Below are 18,201 nucleotides of genomic sequence, written 5' to 3' on the forward strand. Positions count from 1 at the left end.
ACTGCTGCGAATCAATACCGCAAACTTCCCTCACGCTAACTTCATATCTTATTGCCCTGGCCTCAGCGGAGACCAATATGAGATATGCAAGACTGACGCCGGGACACGGCTTCAAACCGGCGAACAGCTTTCTATACTATCTGCAACGCCTCACGGTTTCACCTCCCCTGCGCGGACTGTGCGTGCGCATGTTCCGCAACTGGGTGCGTGCGCGCCACGGCATCTCGTTGCGCGTATCGGCGCCGGCCCAGCTGCAGTTGCTCGACCGGTTGCACGCGGAAGGCTATGCCCCGCTCGGTAACGTGCTCAGCAAGAATCAGTGCGACGACATCCACGCGTGGTTCGCCGACAAGGTGCTGACGGACCGGCAGAACGACGGCGCCACCTTCACGCTGGCGCGCGTGCCGCCTGCGGCACGGCTGGCCGAGTACAGCCTGCGCGATATCGTGCGCTGCCCGCACATCATGGCACTGGCGAACGACAGCCGGTTGCTGGAACTGGCCGAGCGCTACATAGGCTGCAAGCCCACGATTTCGCAACTGGGCGTGCGCTGGTCGTTTCCCTCGCCCGGCCTGCGCTCGGACCTGCAAACGTTCCACCGCGATTCGGAAGACTGGCGCTATTTCAAGGTGCTCGTCTACCTGACGGACGTGGGGCCGGGCGACGGCCCCCATGTGTACGTACGCGGCACCCACAAGACGCGCGCGCCGGTACGGCTGAAAATCCAGACCGACGGCGAGATCAGCCGGGAATATGGCGACGACCGCCTGATCACGGCGATCGGCGAACAGGGCTTCGGTTTCGCAGTGGATACCGCGGGCGTGCACAAGGGCACCCCGCCCGCCATCAGGCCACGCCTGATGCTGCAGATCCAGTACTCGCTGTTTCGCAGCTATGCCTACGTGTACGAGCCGGAGCCTTGCGCGGATGCGTTTTCCTTCGACCGCTACATCAACCGCCTCATCCTTTCCTGACCGGGAGACCCACCGCCCATGACTACGATCGAACTCAAGCTTCCGCGCGACCTGGCCGAGGAGGCGGCTGAAATGGGCCTGCTGAAATCGCAGGTGGTGGCCGATTTGCTGCGCGATGAAATCCGGCGCCGCACCTTCTCCGACCTGCTGCAGAACGGCGGCTACACGGCAGGCAGCTGCGCCGCCGATGAACCCGTGGCGCTGCCCCGGCGCCGAAAGGCCTGATCCCCGGCGGCGCCTTCCGCCGCGTTTTTCTCCACCCCGACAGGAATCGTCACGCGACCGATCGACCGCTGCCGTCGCGCGCCGCGTCGCCGTGCAACAGCGGGCTCCACAGTTGCCGGTATTGCTCGCCGGGCTCGCACAACGTGAGGCTGGCCTTGGCCCGTGTCATCGCCACGTACAGGAAACGGCGCTCTTCGGCCAGGTCGGGGCCGCGCGGAAATTCTCCCTGCTGCAGGTAGGGCAGGATCACGTGGTCCCATTCCTGGCCTTTCGCTGTCCTCACCGTGGTCAGCACCAGTTGCGCGCGATAGCGGTTGCTCCTGGTGCGCGCCGAAAGCCTGGCCTGGCGGTTGCGCAGCTCCGCCAGGAAATCCGCCAGGGGCTTGTGGGCATACGCCCTGGCGAACTCGATGAAGTGGGCAATCGAACGCATCGCCGCATCGGCCTCGCTGCGCCGCGGTACCGCCCTGCTCACCGCCGCGGGCAGGTCGATCATCGCCTGCACGGCCAGCAGCACGTCGGCGGCGCTGCGCAGGCTTTCGCGGCGTCCCGCCAGTTCGGCGACACAGGCGGAGAACCGGGCTTTCCAGTTCCGCGTCAGCACGCTGTCGTCGTCCTGCGGCCGCACGACGATACCGTCGAAGAACCACTGCAGCGAGGACGGCGTGCCCACCACGGTTTCCACCGCCTGCTCCAGCGGGTCGTTGCGTGCCGCCCGGGTGACCTGCAGGTAGCTGCTGTCGAAGCTGCGCGGATCCGCCGACATCGACACGAACGCGGCCAGTGCGGTGACCATCGCCCTGATTGTTTCCGGATCTTTTTCCAGCGTGTCGTAGGTGCCGCCGACGATGTGCAGCAGCGCGCGCATGAACAGGATTTCCGGCCGCAACAGGTAGGAAACGATGCCTTCGCACTGGTACGGGATTTCCGCATCGATCAGCGCGTTTTCGAGATCGATGCTTTGATCGTCGTCGCGCGTGACGATGGCGATATCGGACAGCCTGACGTCGTGGTGCGCCGCGTGCAGCGACTTCACGTGCTCTGCCACCGCCTGCGCGCAATTCATCGGCGTGGCGGGATCGTAGTCGACCTTGTGCTGCACGGTGTGCAATCCCTCGATGGATTCCACCGGCCGCGACGTCAACCTCGACACCGCACGCGATACCGATGCGCCGAAGCGCCTGGAGCGATGCAGGGGCAGGCGCTCGGCGTCGCGGTACGTGGTCATGAAGAGCTCGGTCGAGAAACGCAGTTCCGCGCCGCGCGCCGCGTCGATCACCTGGTCACGGTCGCCGACCACGACGAGCCTTGCGCGCCGCTTGAGCATGGCGACCAGCCTGAATTCCGCGGCATTCACATCATGCCATTCGTCGACGAGGTAGAGCGACGGCTGCCACAGGTGGGCGAGCGCGGTACCCTGCAGCTCCAGCAGGCGCACGAGATCGGGCACGAAATCGTCTTCCGTTTGCCAGGCGAACTCGCCGGGCTCGGGTTCGCGCAACCGTTCGTAGGCCGCGCAGATCTCGACGATTTCCACGGGCAGATCGAACTCGTCCGCGATGGCGAACTGGCCGATCGAGCCAAAATCGTCGTCGCCGAAACCGTGCGTCAACAGTTTCGCCTTCAGCTCGCGCAGCACCTGCAGCAGATGGTCGATGCGGTCGCGGCTTTGTTCGATGCCGAAATCGAACTCGGTCGCCATGCCTCTCGACGCATGGCGCTGCCAGACACTTTCGGCGGCTTCCACCAGGCGATCGCGCACCTGGCCGGGCCCGGCCGGCATCGGCATGTCGAGCAGGCCGACCGACTGCAGCTTGCGCAAGTGGCGCTGGGCGAACTCGCCCAGCGTGAGGGGAACGATGCCTGCCGCCCGTTCTTCGGCAAGTTTCTGGGCGAAGCGTTTTTTCGCGCCGGTCGAGAACGCGAGGCAGGTGACCGCCGCGGCGGGCATGCCACGCTGGCACGCGTCCCTGGCGATCATGCCGAGGGTCGTGGTTTTTCCGGAACCGGCTACCGCATCGATGAGGATGACGTCCGCGCGGGAACGCAGGATGGCCGACTGTTCATTGCTGGGCTCGTGCGCCATGATCGTCCTTTGGTATCGCTGTCAGTATGGGCTGGAACGGCGAAACGAAACGCCATCGCCGGCAAACCGGCACTATACGTGATGGCGGCGCGGGCACTGGTGGTCTTATCGCGCCATGGCCGCCCACCAGCGCGTGTCGACGTGCGGCGCGGCCAGGCCGACGGGCTGGCCGATCGCCGGCGTGGCAAGCCGCTGCCCTTGCGCGTCGGCCAGCGCGGCGATGCGGTCCAGCGGCTCCTGCCAGGCGTGGAAGGCCAAATCGAACGTGCCGTTGTGGATCGGCAGCAGCACGTTGCCGCGCAGGTCGATGTGGGCCTGCAGCGTTTGCTCCGGCTGCATGTGGACATCGGGCCAATCCTCGTTGTAGGCACCTGTTTCGATCATCGTCAGGTCGAACGGCCCGAAGCGGTCGCCGATCGCCTTGAAACCGCGGAAATAGCCGGAATCGCCGCTGAAGAATACCCGGTGCGCACTGCCGGCGATCACCCACGAGCACCACAATGTGCTGTTGCCGTCCGATAGGCCACGGCCGGAGAAATGCTGGGCCGGCGTGCACGTGAGCTCGATTTTTCCGAGCTTGATGGAACGCCACCAGTCCAGCTGGCGCACCTTCGCGGCGGGCACGCCCCACGCCACCAGCCGGTCGCCGACACCGAGCGGCGCCACGAAATGCCGCGTCTTGCCCGCCAGCGCCAGCACGGCTGCGCGATCCAGGTGATCGTAATGGTCGTGCGACAGGATCACTCCTTCGAGCGGTGGCAGGTCGTCCAGTGCCAGCGGTGGCGCGTGAAAGCGCGCCGGGCCGAGCCAGCTGAATGGCGATGCCCGCCGTGCGAACACGGGATCGGTCAACCACAGGCCGCCTTCGAGCTTGAGCAGTACCGTCGAGTGCCCGAGGCGCCATACCGTCTCGTCCGGCGCCGCCTCGATGGCGGCGCGGCTCATCGCCTGCACCGGGATCGGCGTCGCCGGCACCGTACCGGCCGGCTTGTCGAACAGCGCGCGCCACACGATGCGCAGCGTCTTGCCAAGGGCGGCGCGGTGCATCCGCGCCGGGTTGCGGAAACGGCCGTTCTGGATCTGCGGTGAAACATGGGCGGCGGTCGATGGCATGAGTAGCTCCTGGTTCGGCGATGAATACCGGAATATTTACACTACACAGTGTAGTTCCAAGTGTAGCGTCCGATCTTCGAAAAGTAAACTACCCGGTGTAAAATGTTCGCATGACCATTTCCCGCCTTACCGACCGCAAGCGTGCCGCCATCGTGCAGGCGGCGATCGCCGAATTCCGTGCCAACGGCTTCGATGCCACGTCGATGGACCGCGTGGCGGCCACGGCCGGCGTATCGAAACGCACCGTCTACAACCATTTTCCCAGCAAGGACGACCTGTTCGCGCAGATCCTGGAAGAGCTGTGGGCGTGCAGCATGGCGGCCAATGCGGCCCCTTACCAGCCTGGCCGGCCGCTGCGCGCGCAATTGCTGGAACTGCTCGCGCAAAAGATGGCGCTGCTGCGCGACCCGTACTTCCTCGACCTGGCGCGGGTGGCGATCGCCGAAGCCATCCATACGCCCGAGCGGGCGCGCAGCATGGTGGCGAAGTTGTCCGAGAAGGATGAAGGGGCGTCGATGCTGCTGCGCGCCGCCCAGGCCGATGGCAAGCTGAAAGCCGGCGATGCGGCGTTCATGGCGAACGTGCTGCAGGGCCAGTTGAAAGGCTTCGCCTTCTGGCCCCAGGTGGCGATGGGCCAGCCGGAGCTCGACGCGGCGCAGCAGGCGGCGGTGGTGGAAACGGCCGTCGACATGTTCCTGTGCTACTGGGGCACCGAGGCTGCCTGAAACCGGCCATGGCAGTCCCGCTGTGGCAACCCGTCGCGCCGCGCGACGAAGGACGTTCCGCCAAATTCACAACATTAGCGCGGTTGCCCGCCGGGTTGGCCTACAATGAATCACGGACGGACGGAAAGCAACACGGGAGCTGCCAATGTCGATTACCCAGCAGGAACTTGAAACCCTCATGCAGGAAGTGGAACAGGAAGATCCGATCGATTTCGCCGACCTGCCGTTCGACGAGAGCGACTTGCGCGGCATCGTTGCCGGCCGCCTGTGCGAAATGGCCGGTGCGATGGAGTCGTTCAGCGAGACGGACCGCCAGATGACGCTGCTGGCCGTTTCCGCCAAGCTGGTACTGGAAAACCTGGTGCTGCACGTGCAGCTGCTGCGGCGCCATGGCCAGCCGCTGAACGGGCAGGCCGCGGCGCTGCTGTCGCGGCTGCGCAAACAGGACAATCCGGGCGACAGCGCCGGGTAACGTTACAGGCGCGGCGCCGCCGGGAAATCGACCGCCGTGTCATGCACCCGGTTGAACAGGTTCGTGAAGGTGATGCTGGCCACGGCCAGCAGCGTGTCGACGATCTCCGCGTCGGTCACACCGGCGGCGCGTACCGCATCCAGGGCATCCGCCGGCACGGTGCCGCTGGTGCCGGCGATCCGCCGCACGAACGCGACCAACCCGTCAATCCGCGCATCGCCGGTCGGTTCGCCCCCGCGTACCTGCAGCATCGCTTCCTGCGCCAGCCCGGCCTTGCGGCCGGCCAGGGTGTGCGCGGCCAGGCAGTAGTCGCAGCCGGCCAGTTCGCTGACAGCGAGCTTGATCACTTCGATGTCGCGTGCCGACAGGCTGGTTTTCTTCAGCGCGCCATCCAGGGCAAGGGCCGCTTCCAGCGCCACCGGGCTGTTGCTGCCGATCGCCGCGTAGGCGTTCGGCACGATGCCGATCGCACTCTTGATGGCACCGAACAATCGAGCGGCATGGCCGGTGGCTTCGGTGGCGGGCTGGTTGAACAGGCGGTTCATGATGTGCTCCTTTCGTGTTGTCGATGGAACCAGTGTAGACAAGCCGAGTGAGCCGTTGAATGCCCGGACGGCGCTATAATTTGCTCTTCCGGCTCACCCATATACCGCCACTCTTGGACTCCCTCAGCCGCCTTCTTTCCCTCTACCCGCTGCAGACGGCATTGAACGTGCGCTGTCATTTCGGCGCGCCGTGGCAATTGCAGCTCGCCCATGCGGGTGACGGCTGCGCGCCCTATCACGTGCTCGTTTCCGGTTCGGCGATACTGGAAATGCCCGATGGCGCATGCCAGCCGCTGGCCACCGGCGACGCGGTGCTGTTCCCGCATGGGAATGCGCACCGGATCCACGCGGGCGAAGGTGCGCCGGCACTGTCCGCGAAGTCACGCGGCATGCACCTCGTAGTGGAAACGAACGACGGCCCGGGGCCGGCCAGCGACATCCTGTGCGGCGAATTGCGCTTCGGACCCGAAGCTGCGCCGCTGCTGCGCACGCTGCCGGATGTGGTACTGGTGCGCACCGCGGGGCAACCGGCGCTGGCCAGCCTGCGCGCGCTGATCGCGCTGCTGCAGCAGGAGGCGGAGACGGACCGGCCCGGCACCGCGGCGATCCTGGCGCAGCTGACATCTGCCCTGTTCGCGCTGCTGCTGCGCGGCTGGATCGAGCAGAGCGGCGGTCGGGGATTGCTGGCTGTGCTGGCCGTGCCGCGGCTGCAGCCGGCGTTGCACGCGATGCTGGCCGAACCGGGGCAGCCGTGGAGTCTCGACAGCCTGGCGCGGTTGTGCCACATGTCGCGTGCGACGTTCGTGCGCGCGTTTCGCCATGCGGCGGGCTTGCCGCCGGCCGAAGTGTTGACGCAGCTACGCATGGCACGGGCGGCACGCCTGCTTGCCCAGGGACGGCTCGGCGCGGGACAGATCGGCGAACAGGTGGGCTACCAGTCGGAAGCGGCATTCAATCGTGTATTCAAGCGCCACCACGGCGTGGGGCCGGGCGAATACCGGCGCGCGGCGCGCCGGCACTGACGTTCAGGGCTGCAACGGCGGCAGCCGGCGTGCGGCCGGCGCGATCAGCGTGATGTCGCCTTCGGCCACCGCCACGCATGGCAGCACGTCGTACGCCTGCCGTTCGTCGAACGACAGGCCGGGCCACTCGACCAGATAGCGCACCGGTCCGCCGTCGCTGCCGCACAGGCAGGTGCGGCACGTGCCGTTGCGGCACGAGCTTGGCATGCGGATGCCGGCGCGCTCGGCGGCGCGCAGCAGGGTCTCGCCTTCCTGCGCATCGAACGCGAATTCCTTCGGCAGGATGCGCACGCGGTGCGTGGTCATCAGGCCACCTGCCGCTTGCGCCGGACCATGCCCCACACCTGCGCAACGGCGGCGCGATTGAGCAGGCAGCTGGCAGCCACGTAGGCAATGGCACCGGCACCGACCTGGATCGCCAGCGCAATGTGCCGGTCGGCCATGTCGACCAGCATGCCGTGCACACCGGTCACGGCGGCGCACATCGCGGCAGCGGACAACATGGCTGGCAGCATCCGCAACGCCACTTCGCCCATTGTGAGGCCGATCACGCCCAGCATCCGGTGCATGTTGATCAGCAGGACAATTGGATAGACCAGCGCCCATGCCATCGCCACGCCGAAAATGCCCCAGTGCGTGCCGACGTAGAACGCGACTGGCATCAGCGTGCAGGCGACAATGCCGTTCTGCAGGGCGATGCCCGGGCGACCAACGGCATCGGTGATGGCCGGCAGGAACTGGACCACGGTGCGGAACGGCATGATCAGCGCCAGCACGCGCAGCGGCAGGATCGCTTCTTCCCAATGCCGGCCCAGGAACACCAGCACGATGTCGCTGGCCGTTGCCGCCATGCCCCACAGTACCGGGAACGCCACCAGCGAGACCAGCTCGAACGCCTTCAGCAGTTGCCGGGCGATGGCGGCACGGTCGTTCTGATAGCGCGCCAGCGCCGGGAATGCGACCTGGTTCAGGATGCCGGATACGCGTTGCACCGGCAAACTGGCCAGGTGCAGCGCAACCGAATAAACGCCGAGGATCTCGCCGCCGAGCGTGCGGCCGATGATCACCGTGTCGGCCTGGGTGAAGAAGAACCACAGGAAGCGTGATGCCGAGATCTTGCCGCCGAACGTGAACAGTTCGCGCATGCCGTGCCACGAGAACAGCGGAAGGTGCGGGAATGGCGCCACAACGTTCACAGCGATGGTGCGGTAGACCGCTGCCACGATGATGCCCAGCGCCAGCGCCCACACGCCCATGCCCCACCACGCCAGCGCCAGCGTGACGATGGCGGTGATGACGGACTGCGACAGGTCGAGCAGCGAGCGGGCGCGGAAATTGAGGCCGCGCTGCAGCAGCACTTCGGAAACCAGCCCGAACGGCGTGAGCACGAACTGCAGCGACATCAGGCGGATCAGGTTGGCAAGGTGCGGCTCGTCGAAGAATTGTTCGGCCAGCGGCGCGAACGTGACCAGCAGCGCCACCACGGCGAAATTGACCAGCATGAACAGGCCGTATGCCTGGCGCAGCTTCTGCGTGGAGACTTCCTTGGCCTGCACCAGTGCGGGGGCCAGGCCCATCTCGACGAACATCGCGCACCAGGCGAGAAATACCGACGCCATCGCCATCAGGCCATAGTCGGCCGGCACCAGCATCCGCATCACGATGATCGTGATGACCCAGCTGACGATCTGGCTGGCGAACTTGGCGCCGGCCACCCATTTGAGTCCGTGGAGGACGTCCTTCTTCAATGACATGCGGGTGTTCCTTGTTACGCCAGCTGTGCGCTCGTGGTCAGGTTGCGTGCCATGCGCAGGACGAAGCGCAGGCGGCTCCTGTCCCATGGCGTGAAGCGCGGCAGCTGGAACGGATCCGGCCGGCCGCGGCTCGCCCCCCAGGACGTCGACACGGCGCCCTCGAAACGCAGTTCTCGCGCCATCGCCACGTGGCGCGCTTCGTAATCTTCGCCAGGCTTGCCGTTCGGGTAGGCGAACAGCTGGACACTGGCGCCGATCATGTCTTCCAGCGCCAGCTTGCCCTGCGCGATCTCCTGGCGCGCTTCGGCATCCGGCAGGCGGGCCAGGATCGGGTGGTTGACGGTGTGCGCGCCGATGCCCATGCCGCCCGCGTGCAGCTTGCGCACCTGGGCGGTGGTCATCATCAGATCGTGCGGCAGCGCGACGCCGGCCAGTTGCACCAGCCGGTCGACCTGCTGCTGCCGCTCGGCCATCGGCAGGTATTTCAGCTGGCCGATCAGCGCCGGAATAGCCTGCCGGCGCTCGGCCTGCGTGTGCAGCGGATGCGTGCCCAGGCCCAGTGGCGTGGCATCGAGCACGCCATCCGGTGCATGGCGCACCAGTTCATACACGCTGTCGTTCCACATCCGCCCGCCGTTCAGGAACCCGGTGGCCACGAAGAACGTGGCGTGCAGGCCATGCCGCTGCAGGATCGGCAGCGCCACCTCGGCGTTGTCGGCATAGCCGTCGTCGAACGTGATGGCGGCTGCGCGCGGCGGCAGCGTGCCATCCTTGGCGCGGCGTACCGCTTCGAGCAGCGGCAGCACATTGAAGTGCGATTTCAGCATGCCGATCTGCGCCGAAAACTCGGCGGCATCGACCTCGCTCGGGAACAGCGGGTCCTTGTGCGGCAGCACGCGGTGGTAAATCAGGATTGACAGGCCATGCCGGCCGCCGGGCGACAGCAGCGACAGCAGGCTCTTTTCCAGCAGCGGCGCCGTGGTGGAATGCCCGGCATCGACGGCATCGGTGGCGGCCGCGGTGGCGGAGACGGGTTCAGGCTGTTTCATGGCGAAGCTCTTCTTCCGGGGTCGTTTCGTCCGGTGCGTCGGGCTCGGGCGCGAGCGGGCTGATAATGGGTTTCGGCACCAGCGACTTTCTCTCGCGCTCGACGATCAGATGGGTGGCGACCATGGCCGCCATCAGGTAATACGGCACATCGAAGTACGCGAGGCTGAGGAAGGCGCCGCCGACCGCGAATCCGAGCAGGCTGACCTGGACCATCCGTGCCAGGTTGCCGGCCCAGGCCAGCTCGTCGAACCGCGCGCTGCGGCTGATGATGCGCGAGCCGGTCAGCCACGTGAGGATGCCCAGCGCCAGGTAGATCGCCAGGCCGCCCCAGCCATGCTCGCCCAGCACCTGGAAATAGATGCTGTGCGCCGCATGCACGTCTTCGGGGATCGGCGCATACAGCTGGAACACGTGGGAATCGTAGATTTCAAAGCCGCCGCCAAGCGGCCGGTCGTTGGCCAGGTGGTAAGCCATCCACCACGCGTTGATGCGGCCCATCGCCGACATGTCTTCCTCGTATTCGTTGATCGTGTCGATGCGGGCGTGCCACTGCTCCGGCATGAACACCAGCGCGACCGGCACGCACAGCATCAGCAGCACGCCGAGCATCGCCTTGTTGCGGCTCTTCAGCCACAGGAAGACGAGCATCGCCACCATCGCGATCGCCGCGCCGCGCGAATAGGAAGCCAGCGACGCCAGCGCGCACAGCAGCATCGACAGCATCACGCCGCGCTTGGCCCACTTGTTGGTCAGCAGCGTGTACAGGTAGAGCATCAGCGGGATCGTCATCACGAGCGCCAGCGCAATTTCGTTGTTGCCGTCGATGAAGGTGCCGATCGGCCCCCATACACGGTACTGGCCGCCGCTGCGCAGCGTGAAGATGCCGCCCTTGACACCGTAGAAGCCGATCGAGATCACCACGGCCCAGATCAGCCATTCGACGTGGGTACGCTTGCGCAGCAACATCATGACGACGATCGTCATGCCCATGATCTTCATCACCTTGGTCAGCTGCGGCATGATCTGGTCGGGGTGGATCGCGAACGCCGCGGTCACGCACATCCAGGCAATGAACACGAGGAAGGTGATGGTGACCGGCGTCAGCGGATAGCGGTATTTGCGGTGCGCATTGGTTGCCATGGCCGCCACGGTGGTCACGGCGATGATCGCGGCAAACGGAAATTCGCGCGCAAAACCCCATCCCTGCGTGTGCGGGTTCATCACGCTGATCCAGATCCACATCACCATGCCGATCGACGGCCGCTTGAAGATATAGGGCAGCGAACCGAACACCAGCAGCGTAATGACCACATCCCTCATGCTGCATTCCTCATGCTGCGGTCCTCATGCGGCCGGGCTCCCGGTGACCACCTTGCTGACCACGTAGCGGAACTTGCCCGATTTTTCCGGCGCGATCCCGGCGACCGCCTCGACCTCGACGGCGACGCCCGCACCGAGCCGGGCCTTGAAACCGCGCTCGATCTGGCGCTGCAGCTTGTCGAAGGCCTGGGCATCGAGCGGCGCGGCCGGCACGATCTGCACCCGCGTCAGGCCCAGGCTTTCCTGCATGATCTTGAATGCCTGGACCTGGGGCAGGTCGCGCAGGATGTACACCAGCGCCAGGCCATGCATCACGGTGCCATCCTGCGCCACCAGGAAATCCGTGCTGCGGCCCTGGATCTCCTGCAGCAGCGGCAATCCGCGCCCGCAGGCACACGGCCGCGTGCCCAGTACGCCGATGTCGCCGGTGCGGTAGCGAATGAACGGGAAGTCGCCGGTCGCCAGGTGCGTGACGACGATCTCGCCGGCCTCGCCGCGCGGCACCGGCTTGCCTTCGGCATCGAGGATCTCGACGACGATATCCTCGGCGGTGATATGCATGCCGCCTTCCGGGCACTGGTGGGCGATGAAGCCGGCATCGCGGCCGCCATAGCCGTTGGCGACCGGGCAGCCGAAGGTATCGGAAATCTGCGCGCGCTGTTCGTCGTACAGCCGCTCGGACGTGACGAAGGCGACGCGGATGCCCAGGTCGTCCATGCGCTGGCCCCTGTCGCGGGCATGCCGCGCGATGTGCGACAGCGCCGACGGATAGCCGAACAGCATGCGCGGCTTGTGGGCGCGGATGCGCGCCACGAAGCCATCGAGCTTGGCCGCCGACATTTCAAACGCCGGCAACAGGTGGGTGCGCAGCAGCAGGTCGCGCAGCGCGCGTACCCGGTCCTGCGCGCCGAGCTCGATCGGCGAGCCCCATACCACGATCTCCGGATCGCCGATATCGACGTTCCACCAGCGCGTGGCGCGCCATTTCGCGGCCACGTCGTGGCTGACCCGTTCCTTGCCGATATAAAAAATCAGCGGCTCGCCGCTGGAGCCGCCGGTATTGAAGCGGGCCAGCCCGACCGCATCCTCCGCCTTCAGCCGGTCGACATTGTTGCGGATGACAGCCTTGTCCATCAGCGGCAGGCGGGTCAGGTCTTCCAGGCTGCGCAGATCGCGCATGGGATCGAAGCCGAGCTGCGCGAACAGGTCGCGGAAATACGGCACCGTGGTGCCGGCCCGCGCCAGCAGGCGGCGCAGGCGTTGCAGTTGCAGGTCGCGCAGCCGCTCTTCCGGCCAGTACTGCGATTCCTCCAGCTGCTTGCGCACGGCCACGCTGCGGTGCTGCTTGACGCGCTCGTGCAGCGGAAAGATCAGGTTCGTCACCAGCGCCGTGTAGGGCGCGGCACGATAGCGGGTATTTGGCTGCAGGCTCATGGCTGGATACTCATGGCTGGGAACTCTGGCTGGATACTCATGGCTGACTGAGCGGGTGGGTGCCGGCGCGGTCGGCCAGCACGTGTTGGTAGACTGCCAGCAGGCGCGGTCGCACGCTCGCCCAGGTGTATTGCTGCACCTGCCGCAGGCCGGCTTCGCGCAGCGATGCCGCCAGCGCGGGTTCGGCCGCCAGCCGCAGCACGGCATCGGCCATTGCCCGCGGCGTTTGCGGTGGCACCAGCAGCGCGGTGCTCCCGTCGTCGACGAGATACGGCACGCCGCCGACATTCGTGCTGACGACGGGCACGCCGCACGCCAGCGACTCGAGCACGGAATTGGGCATGTTGTCGACCAGGCTGGGATTGAGCATCACGTCCGCGTTGCGGTACAGCGCCGCCATGGCCGCGTTGTCGACCCGGCCGGTGAACGTGACTGCCTGCGCGATACCCAGTTCCGCCGCCAGTTGCTCCAGTCCGGCGCGCAGCGGGCCGGAACCGGCGATGACCAGCGTGGCATCCGGGTATCGTTCGCGCACCAGTGCCAGCGTGTGCAGCGCGGTGGCGTTGTCGTAAATCGGTTCCAGGTTGCGCGCCACCAGCAGCCGCGGCCCGGCACCCGTTGGCGGTTCGCGATCCGAGGCGAAACGCTCCAGGTTGACGATGTTCGGCACGACCTGGGTCGTGAAGCCGTGCTTGCCGAACACGACTTCCAGGAAGCCGGATGGCACGATGACGGCATCGGCACGCTCCAGGCTTGGCGCGACCCAGCGGCGGGCGCGTCCGAGGAAGCCATCCGCTTCGCCACCCCGGTAATTGACGACTACCGGCTTGCCGCGCAGCCGGGCGATCCAGATCGCCGGCGCGGCAAACAGGTGCCACGACCAGCCCGAGTTGGCCATCACGTGGAAGACCTGCACGCGGCCCGCGGTGCGCCACAGGCTGGCCAGGTAGGGCAGCAGCCTGGCCAGGGCGCGCAGTCCCTTGATGCGGCCCGCCCATGCCGGCTGGTAGGGTGCATTGACCTGCACGGTCTCGACCCGCAGCCCTTCGCCGCGCAACAATCCGGCCAGTTGCAGGGTCTGGTTCGCCATGCCGCCGGATGGCGGCGGCAGCGGCCCGACGAGACCGATCGACAGCGCGCTCATTCGACACCCCGCGCCACCAGGCTGCCGTACACCTTGCGATAGCGCGCCACGCTGGCGGCCCAGTTTCGCTCGTTCTCGACGAAATGGCGGCCCTGCGCTTTCAACTGCGGCCAAGCCTCCGGCGTCGACAGCAGTGCCAGCACCCGCCGCGCCAGGGCGGCGGCATCGCCGGCGGCAAACAGCACCCCGGTGCGGCCATCGTCGATCAGTTCGCGGTGCCCGCCCACGTCGGACGCCGCCACCAGCCGGCCTTGCGCCATCGCTTCGAGCGGCTTCAATGGCGTGACGAGATCCGTCAGCCGCATCTTCAGGCGCGGATAGCACAGCACGTCCACCAGGTTGTAGTAGCGCTGCACTTCCTTGTGCGGCACGCGGCCCGTGAAGATCACCTGTGCTTCGATGCCCAGCGCCTTGGCCTGCTGGCGCAGGGCCGCATCCTGCGGGCCGCCGCCAACCAGGAGCACGCGCAATGCCGGCTGCTGCGCCAGCATTGCCGGCACCGCGTCGAGCAGCACGTTCAGGCCTTCGTAGGCGTAGAAGGAGCCGATGAAGCCCAGCACGGTTTTTCCTTCCAGGCCCAGTTCGCGGGCCAACGCCTCGTCGCGCGCGCCACCGACCGAAAAGTCGCCGATATCGACGGCGTTCGGGATGACTTCGATCTTCCGGGCCGGAATGCCGCGGCCGACGATCTCGGCGCGCAGGCCTTCGCAGATCGTGGTGGCGGCATCGACGTGCTTCAATGCCCAGGTTTCCATCGCCCGCGTGAGGCGGTAGCGCACGCCCCATTCCTTGCTGGTGCCGTGGTCGACCGCCGCGTCTTCCCAGAACGCGCGGATTTCATACACGACCGGAATGCCCAGCTTGCGGCCCACGCGCAGCGCCGCGACCGCGTTCAGCGCGGGCGAATGCGCATGCAGGATATCGGGTTTGATTTCCTGTGCGACCTGCAGCAGCCGCGCGGCCAGCCGGTCGATCACGGCCAGCTGGTTCAGCACCGGCATGCGGGAAAGCACGCCGCGCGCCGGCTCGGTGCGGAAGAACCGCAGGCCGTCGACCATTTCATGCCTGTCGCCGATGTCGTCGGCCTCTGCCGCGTGTTTCGGGCTGGTGATGTGATGCGTGTCCCAGCCCAGCGCGCGCTGCTGCTGCAGGATCGAGCGGGTGCGGAACGTGTAGCCGCTGTGCAGCGGAATCGAGTGATCCAGCACGTGCAGGATTTTCAAGGGCCGGGCGGCAATGGCGGAAAAATCGGAGGTACCCATGGCTTGCATCCTTGCTTACGCGTGCATTTCTTTTTTCAGGAAGGCTTCGAACATCAGCAGTGTCCAGATCGGCGCGCTGTAGTCGCGGCGGCCGGACTGGTGGTGTTCCACCATCTCGGCCAGGAACGCCCCGTTGAACATGCCGGTCGCGGCCAGGTTCGGCCCCAGCAGCGACGTGCGCACGCGCTCGCGCAGCGGGCCGCGGAACCATGCGGCCAGCGGCACCGCGAAGCCCTGCTTGCGGCGGTACAGGATGTCGTGCGGCAGGTACTTTTCCATGCTCTTCTTGAAGATGTATTTGCCTTCGCTGCCCTTGAGCTTCATTTCCGGCGGCAGGCCCGAGATCCATTCGACCAGCTGGTGATCCAGCAGCGGCACGCGCACTTCGAGCGCGTGCGCCATGCTGGCGCGGTCGACCTTCGTGAGGATATCGCCCGGCAGGTAGGTCTTCATGTCCAGGTACTGGATCATCGACAGCGGATCGTCGGTCGGCGAATTTTTCGCATGGCCGCGCATCACGTCGATCGCCCGATAGCCCTGCAGGCCGGCGCGGAAGCTGTCGGAAAACAGCCGTGCGCGCATCGCGTCCGTCATGATCGATACCCCGTGGAAGTATCCTTCGACGAGATCGCGCGACAGCGATTCGAACGTGCTCTTGGCGCGGAACACGCGCGGCGCCCAGTCGGCTTTCGGATAGTAACGGCCCAGTGTGCCGAACAGCGGGCCGCGCAACGCGGAAGGAATCCGGCCGCGCACGCGTTCTTCGGCCATCGTGTAGCGGTAGCGGCGATAGCCGGCCAGGTTCTCGTCGCCGCCGTCGCCGGACAGCGCCACCGTCACGCGCTGGCGCGCCAGCTGGCATACGCGGTAAGTGGGGATCGCCGAGCTGTCGGCATACGGTTCGTCGTACAGGTCGGACAATGTATCGAGCAGGCCGAAGTCGTCGGTATCCACGGTCTGCACGTGGTGATCGGTGCGGTACTGCTGCGCCACCTGCGCCGCGTACGCCGATTCGTCGAAGGCACGGTCGCGGAAACCGATCGAGCAGGTATTGACGGGGGCCTTGTTCAGGCCCGCCATCATGGCCACCACGGCGGAGGAATCGACGCCGCCGGACAGGAATGCGCCCAGCGGCACTTCGGCCACCAGCTGGCTGCGCACCGAGTCGCGCAGCCGCTCGACCAGCTCGCCCTGCGCATCGCTTTCCGTCATCGCATGATGCAGCTTGAACGGCACATCCCACCAGCGCTGCGGCGTGGCCAGCGGCGCGCCGACTTTCTGCACCATCCGGTAGCCGGGCGACAGCTTGAAGGCACCCTTGTAGATCGTCTTGGGTTCCGGCACATAGCCATAGGCAAAATAATCTTCGACGGCGCGCGGGTCGATCTCGCGCGGCAGCCCGGGCAACGAGCGCAATGCCTTCAGTTCGGAACTGAAGGCGAACAGGCCGTCCGGCAGCATCGTGTAGAACATGGGCTTCACCCCCATGTGATCGCGCGCCAGGAACATCACTTGCAAGTTGCGGTCCCACAGGCCGAATGCGAACATGCCGCGGAAGCGCTCCACGCAGGACTCGCCCCATTGTTCCCAGGCGTGCACGATCACCTCGGTGTCGCTGTTGGTGCGGAATACATGACCGAGCGCCTTCAGCTCGGCAGTCAGCTCGCGGTAGTTGTAGATCTCGCCGTTGTAGCAGACCATCACGCTGCCATCCTCGTTGCCGAGCGGCTGCTGCCCCAGCGACAGGTCGATGACGGACAGGCGGCGGTGGCCGAAGCCGACGCCCGGCTCGCGATAGACGTCGCCTTCGTCCGGGCCGCGATGGAACTGGGTATCGTTCATGCGCCGCAGCAGCGCCTCGTCGATCTCGCGCCGGCCCCGGGTATCCAGCAGGCCCACTATTCCGCACATGATGTCACCGCCCCTCTTGTCTTGATCTTTCGTTCACACAGGCTGTCATACATGCCATGATAGGCTGCAACCATTGCTGCCATACTGTATTTGCGCAGTACTCGTTCGCGGCCCGCGGCGCCATGCCGCGCCGCCAGTTCCGGCGCGAGCACATAAGTCTCGAGCGCCGCCGCCAGCGCCACCGGGTCGGACGCGGGCACGAGGGTGCCGGTAACGCCTTCGTCGACCACTTCGGGAATACCGCCGACGCGCGTGCCGACCACCGGCAAGCCGCTCGCCATCGCTTCCAGTGCGGAGCCGGGCGTGCCTTCGGCGATCGACGGCATCGCGAACACGTGCAGGCTGTGAAGTATCTGCGCCACGTCCGTCCGCGCGCCAGGCAGCCAGGCCACATTCTCCAGGCCGAGCGATGCCACCTTCGACCGCAGCGAGTCGAGCAGCGGGCCGTCCCCGACGATCGCCAGCCGCAGCGCAACGTCCGGCCGGCGAGTGCGCAGCAACGCGAACGCGTCGACCAGCGTGGCATGGTCCTTCACCGCCTGCACGCGGCCGACGGTACCGATCACGAAATCGCCCGGGCCGAACGGGCAGCCCTCCGGCAAGGCGGCCGCACCCGGCACGCGCGGCTGGAAACGCTCGGCATCGATGCCGTTCGCCAGCATCCTGCTCTTGTGCGCCGGCACCCTGATCACATCGCGATTCCAGGTTTCCATTGCCGCCGAATTCGCATAGCAGCAGTCGTAGAACGGCACCATCAACCGGCGCAGCGCATTGTGCTTGCGGTTGGTGCCATGGGGGTCGCCGTGATCGCGCCCGTGAGCACCGTTGACGCGCACCGGCACGCCGGCCAGCAGCGCGGCCGGACCGTATTCGACGGCCGACAGGTTGTACGAATGCAGCACCGCCGGCCGCAGCCGGCGCAGCAGCCGCCACAGCGCCGCGTGCGTTCCCGGCGACTGGCCGGGCTGTTTGTGCAGAGCGTGGACCTCCACGTCGGCACGGGTGATTTTCCTGGCGAAAGCGGGGTTGTAATCGGTAAGGCAGACGATCGCGTGCCGGTAGGCGCCGGCCGGCATGCGATTGATCCGTTCGACCATCAATGTTTCCAGCCCGCCAAAATCGAGTCGGTAGATCAGGTGGACGATGAGCGGGATGTCGTTCATG

Annotated in this window: 17 protein-coding genes; 5 read left to right on the top strand and 12 right to left on the bottom strand. The window is 66.4% G+C overall.

All coding sequences use genetic code 11. The features are described 5' to 3' along the window. Window positions 1-77: 77 nt before the first annotated feature. Together GJV26_RS12450 and GJV26_RS12455 are read left to right on the top strand one after the other, a co-directional pair. On the top strand, window positions 78-974 hold the full coding sequence (locus GJV26_RS12450; RefSeq protein ID WP_155709088.1) for a phytanoyl-CoA dioxygenase family protein: 897 nt from the start codon (window positions 78-80) through the stop codon (window positions 972-974). Window positions 975-992: 18 nt separating this feature from the next. Next, window positions 993-1,199 (top strand): hypothetical protein, encoded by a 207-nt coding sequence (locus GJV26_RS12455; RefSeq protein ID WP_155709089.1) that lies wholly within the window; start codon window positions 993-995, stop codon window positions 1,197-1,199. A gap of 49 nt (window positions 1,200-1,248) precedes the next feature. On the opposite strand, the gene GJV26_RS12460 is transcribed toward GJV26_RS12455, so the two are convergent. Beyond that, entirely contained in the window at window positions 1,249-3,285 is a 2,037-nt protein-coding gene (locus GJV26_RS12460; RefSeq protein WP_155709090.1) for a 3'-5' exonuclease, read from the bottom strand. Between the two features lie 105 nt (window positions 3,286-3,390). Next, on the bottom strand, window positions 3,391-4,398 hold the full coding sequence (locus tag GJV26_RS12465; RefSeq protein ID WP_155709091.1) for an MBL fold metallo-hydrolase: 1,008 nt from the start codon (window positions 4,396-4,398) through the stop codon (window positions 3,391-3,393). Window positions 4,399-4,508: 110 nt separating this feature from the next. Between GJV26_RS12465 and GJV26_RS12470 the strand changes: the two genes are divergently transcribed. Both GJV26_RS12470 and GJV26_RS12475 read left to right on the top strand, forming a co-directional pair. After that, complete coding sequence (locus tag GJV26_RS12470) at window positions 4,509-5,123, top strand: TetR/AcrR family transcriptional regulator (protein WP_155709092.1); 615 nt, start codon at window positions 4,509-4,511, stop codon at window positions 5,121-5,123. Window positions 5,124-5,268: 145 nt separating this feature from the next. After that, entirely contained in the window at window positions 5,269-5,595 is a 327-nt protein-coding gene (locus GJV26_RS12475) for a hypothetical protein (protein ID WP_155709093.1), read from the top strand. 2 nt (window positions 5,596-5,597) lie between these two features. Here GJV26_RS12475 and GJV26_RS12480 read toward each other — a convergent pair whose 3' ends face one another. Beyond that, the gene (locus tag GJV26_RS12480) at window positions 5,598-6,140 is read right to left on the bottom strand and encodes a carboxymuconolactone decarboxylase family protein (RefSeq protein WP_155709094.1); all 543 of its coding nucleotides are present in this window, start codon (window positions 6,138-6,140) and stop codon (window positions 5,598-5,600) included. A gap of 113 nt (window positions 6,141-6,253) precedes the next feature. Between GJV26_RS12480 and GJV26_RS12485 the strand changes: the two genes are divergently transcribed. Next, a complete protein-coding gene (locus GJV26_RS12485) occupies window positions 6,254-7,162 on the top strand; it encodes an AraC family transcriptional regulator (RefSeq protein WP_155709095.1) in 909 nt (302 codons plus the stop codon). Between the two features lie 3 nt (window positions 7,163-7,165). Here the strand turns inward: GJV26_RS12485 and GJV26_RS12490 are convergent, their stop codons facing one another. Genes GJV26_RS12490 through GJV26_RS12530 form a run of 9 tightly spaced genes read right to left on the bottom strand, consistent with a single transcriptional unit; the run spans window position 7,166 to window position 18,200 of the window. After that, window positions 7,166-7,468 carry a 2Fe-2S iron-sulfur cluster-binding protein gene (locus GJV26_RS12490; protein ID WP_155709096.1) on the bottom strand — a complete coding sequence of 101 codons (303 nt, stop codon included), beginning with the start codon at window positions 7,466-7,468 and terminating at the stop codon, window positions 7,166-7,168. After that, the gene (locus GJV26_RS12495; RefSeq protein WP_173346195.1) at window positions 7,468-8,916 is read right to left on the bottom strand and encodes a lipopolysaccharide biosynthesis protein; all 1,449 of its coding nucleotides are present in this window, start codon (window positions 8,914-8,916) and stop codon (window positions 7,468-7,470) included. Before GJV26_RS12495 ends, GJV26_RS12490 begins: the two co-directional genes overlap by 1 nt. Before the next feature lie 14 nt (window positions 8,917-8,930). Further along, window positions 8,931-9,965, bottom strand: a complete 1,035-nt coding sequence (locus tag GJV26_RS12500) for a polysaccharide deacetylase family protein (RefSeq protein WP_216643127.1) — start codon at window positions 9,963-9,965, stop codon at window positions 8,931-8,933. Further along, window positions 9,952-11,286: a putative O-glycosylation ligase, exosortase A system-associated gene (locus GJV26_RS12505; RefSeq protein WP_155709098.1), complete on the bottom strand. Its 1,335-nt coding sequence runs from the start codon at window positions 11,284-11,286 to the stop codon at window positions 9,952-9,954. The genes GJV26_RS12500 and GJV26_RS12505 overlap by 14 nt, the downstream gene beginning before the upstream one ends. 24 nt (window positions 11,287-11,310) lie before the next feature. After that, entirely contained in the window at window positions 11,311-12,720 is a 1,410-nt protein-coding gene (locus GJV26_RS12510) for a phenylacetate--CoA ligase family protein (RefSeq protein ID WP_155709099.1), read from the bottom strand. Window positions 12,721-12,757: 37 nt separating this feature from the next. Next, entirely contained in the window at window positions 12,758-13,864 is a 1,107-nt protein-coding gene (locus tag GJV26_RS12515; RefSeq protein WP_155709100.1) for a glycosyltransferase family 4 protein, read from the bottom strand. Continuing rightward, entirely contained in the window at window positions 13,861-15,087 is a 1,227-nt protein-coding gene (locus tag GJV26_RS12520) for a TIGR04063 family PEP-CTERM/XrtA system glycosyltransferase (protein ID WP_155712421.1), read from the bottom strand. The genes GJV26_RS12515 and GJV26_RS12520 overlap by 4 nt, the downstream gene beginning before the upstream one ends. Before the next feature lie 54 nt (window positions 15,088-15,141). After that, window positions 15,142-17,037, bottom strand: a complete 1,896-nt coding sequence (locus tag GJV26_RS12525) for an XrtA/PEP-CTERM system amidotransferase (protein WP_155709101.1) — start codon at window positions 17,035-17,037, stop codon at window positions 15,142-15,144. Then, complete coding sequence (locus GJV26_RS12530; RefSeq protein WP_155709102.1) at window positions 17,025-18,200, bottom strand: TIGR03088 family PEP-CTERM/XrtA system glycosyltransferase; 1,176 nt, start codon at window positions 18,198-18,200, stop codon at window positions 17,025-17,027. The genes GJV26_RS12525 and GJV26_RS12530 overlap by 13 nt, the downstream gene beginning before the upstream one ends. Window position 18,201 lies beyond the last annotated feature (1 nt).

It is taken from the genome of Pseudoduganella dura, from assembly GCF_009727155.1.
In the GTDB taxonomy this organism is placed as follows: domain Bacteria; phylum Pseudomonadota; class Gammaproteobacteria; order Burkholderiales; family Burkholderiaceae_D; genus Rugamonas; species Rugamonas dura.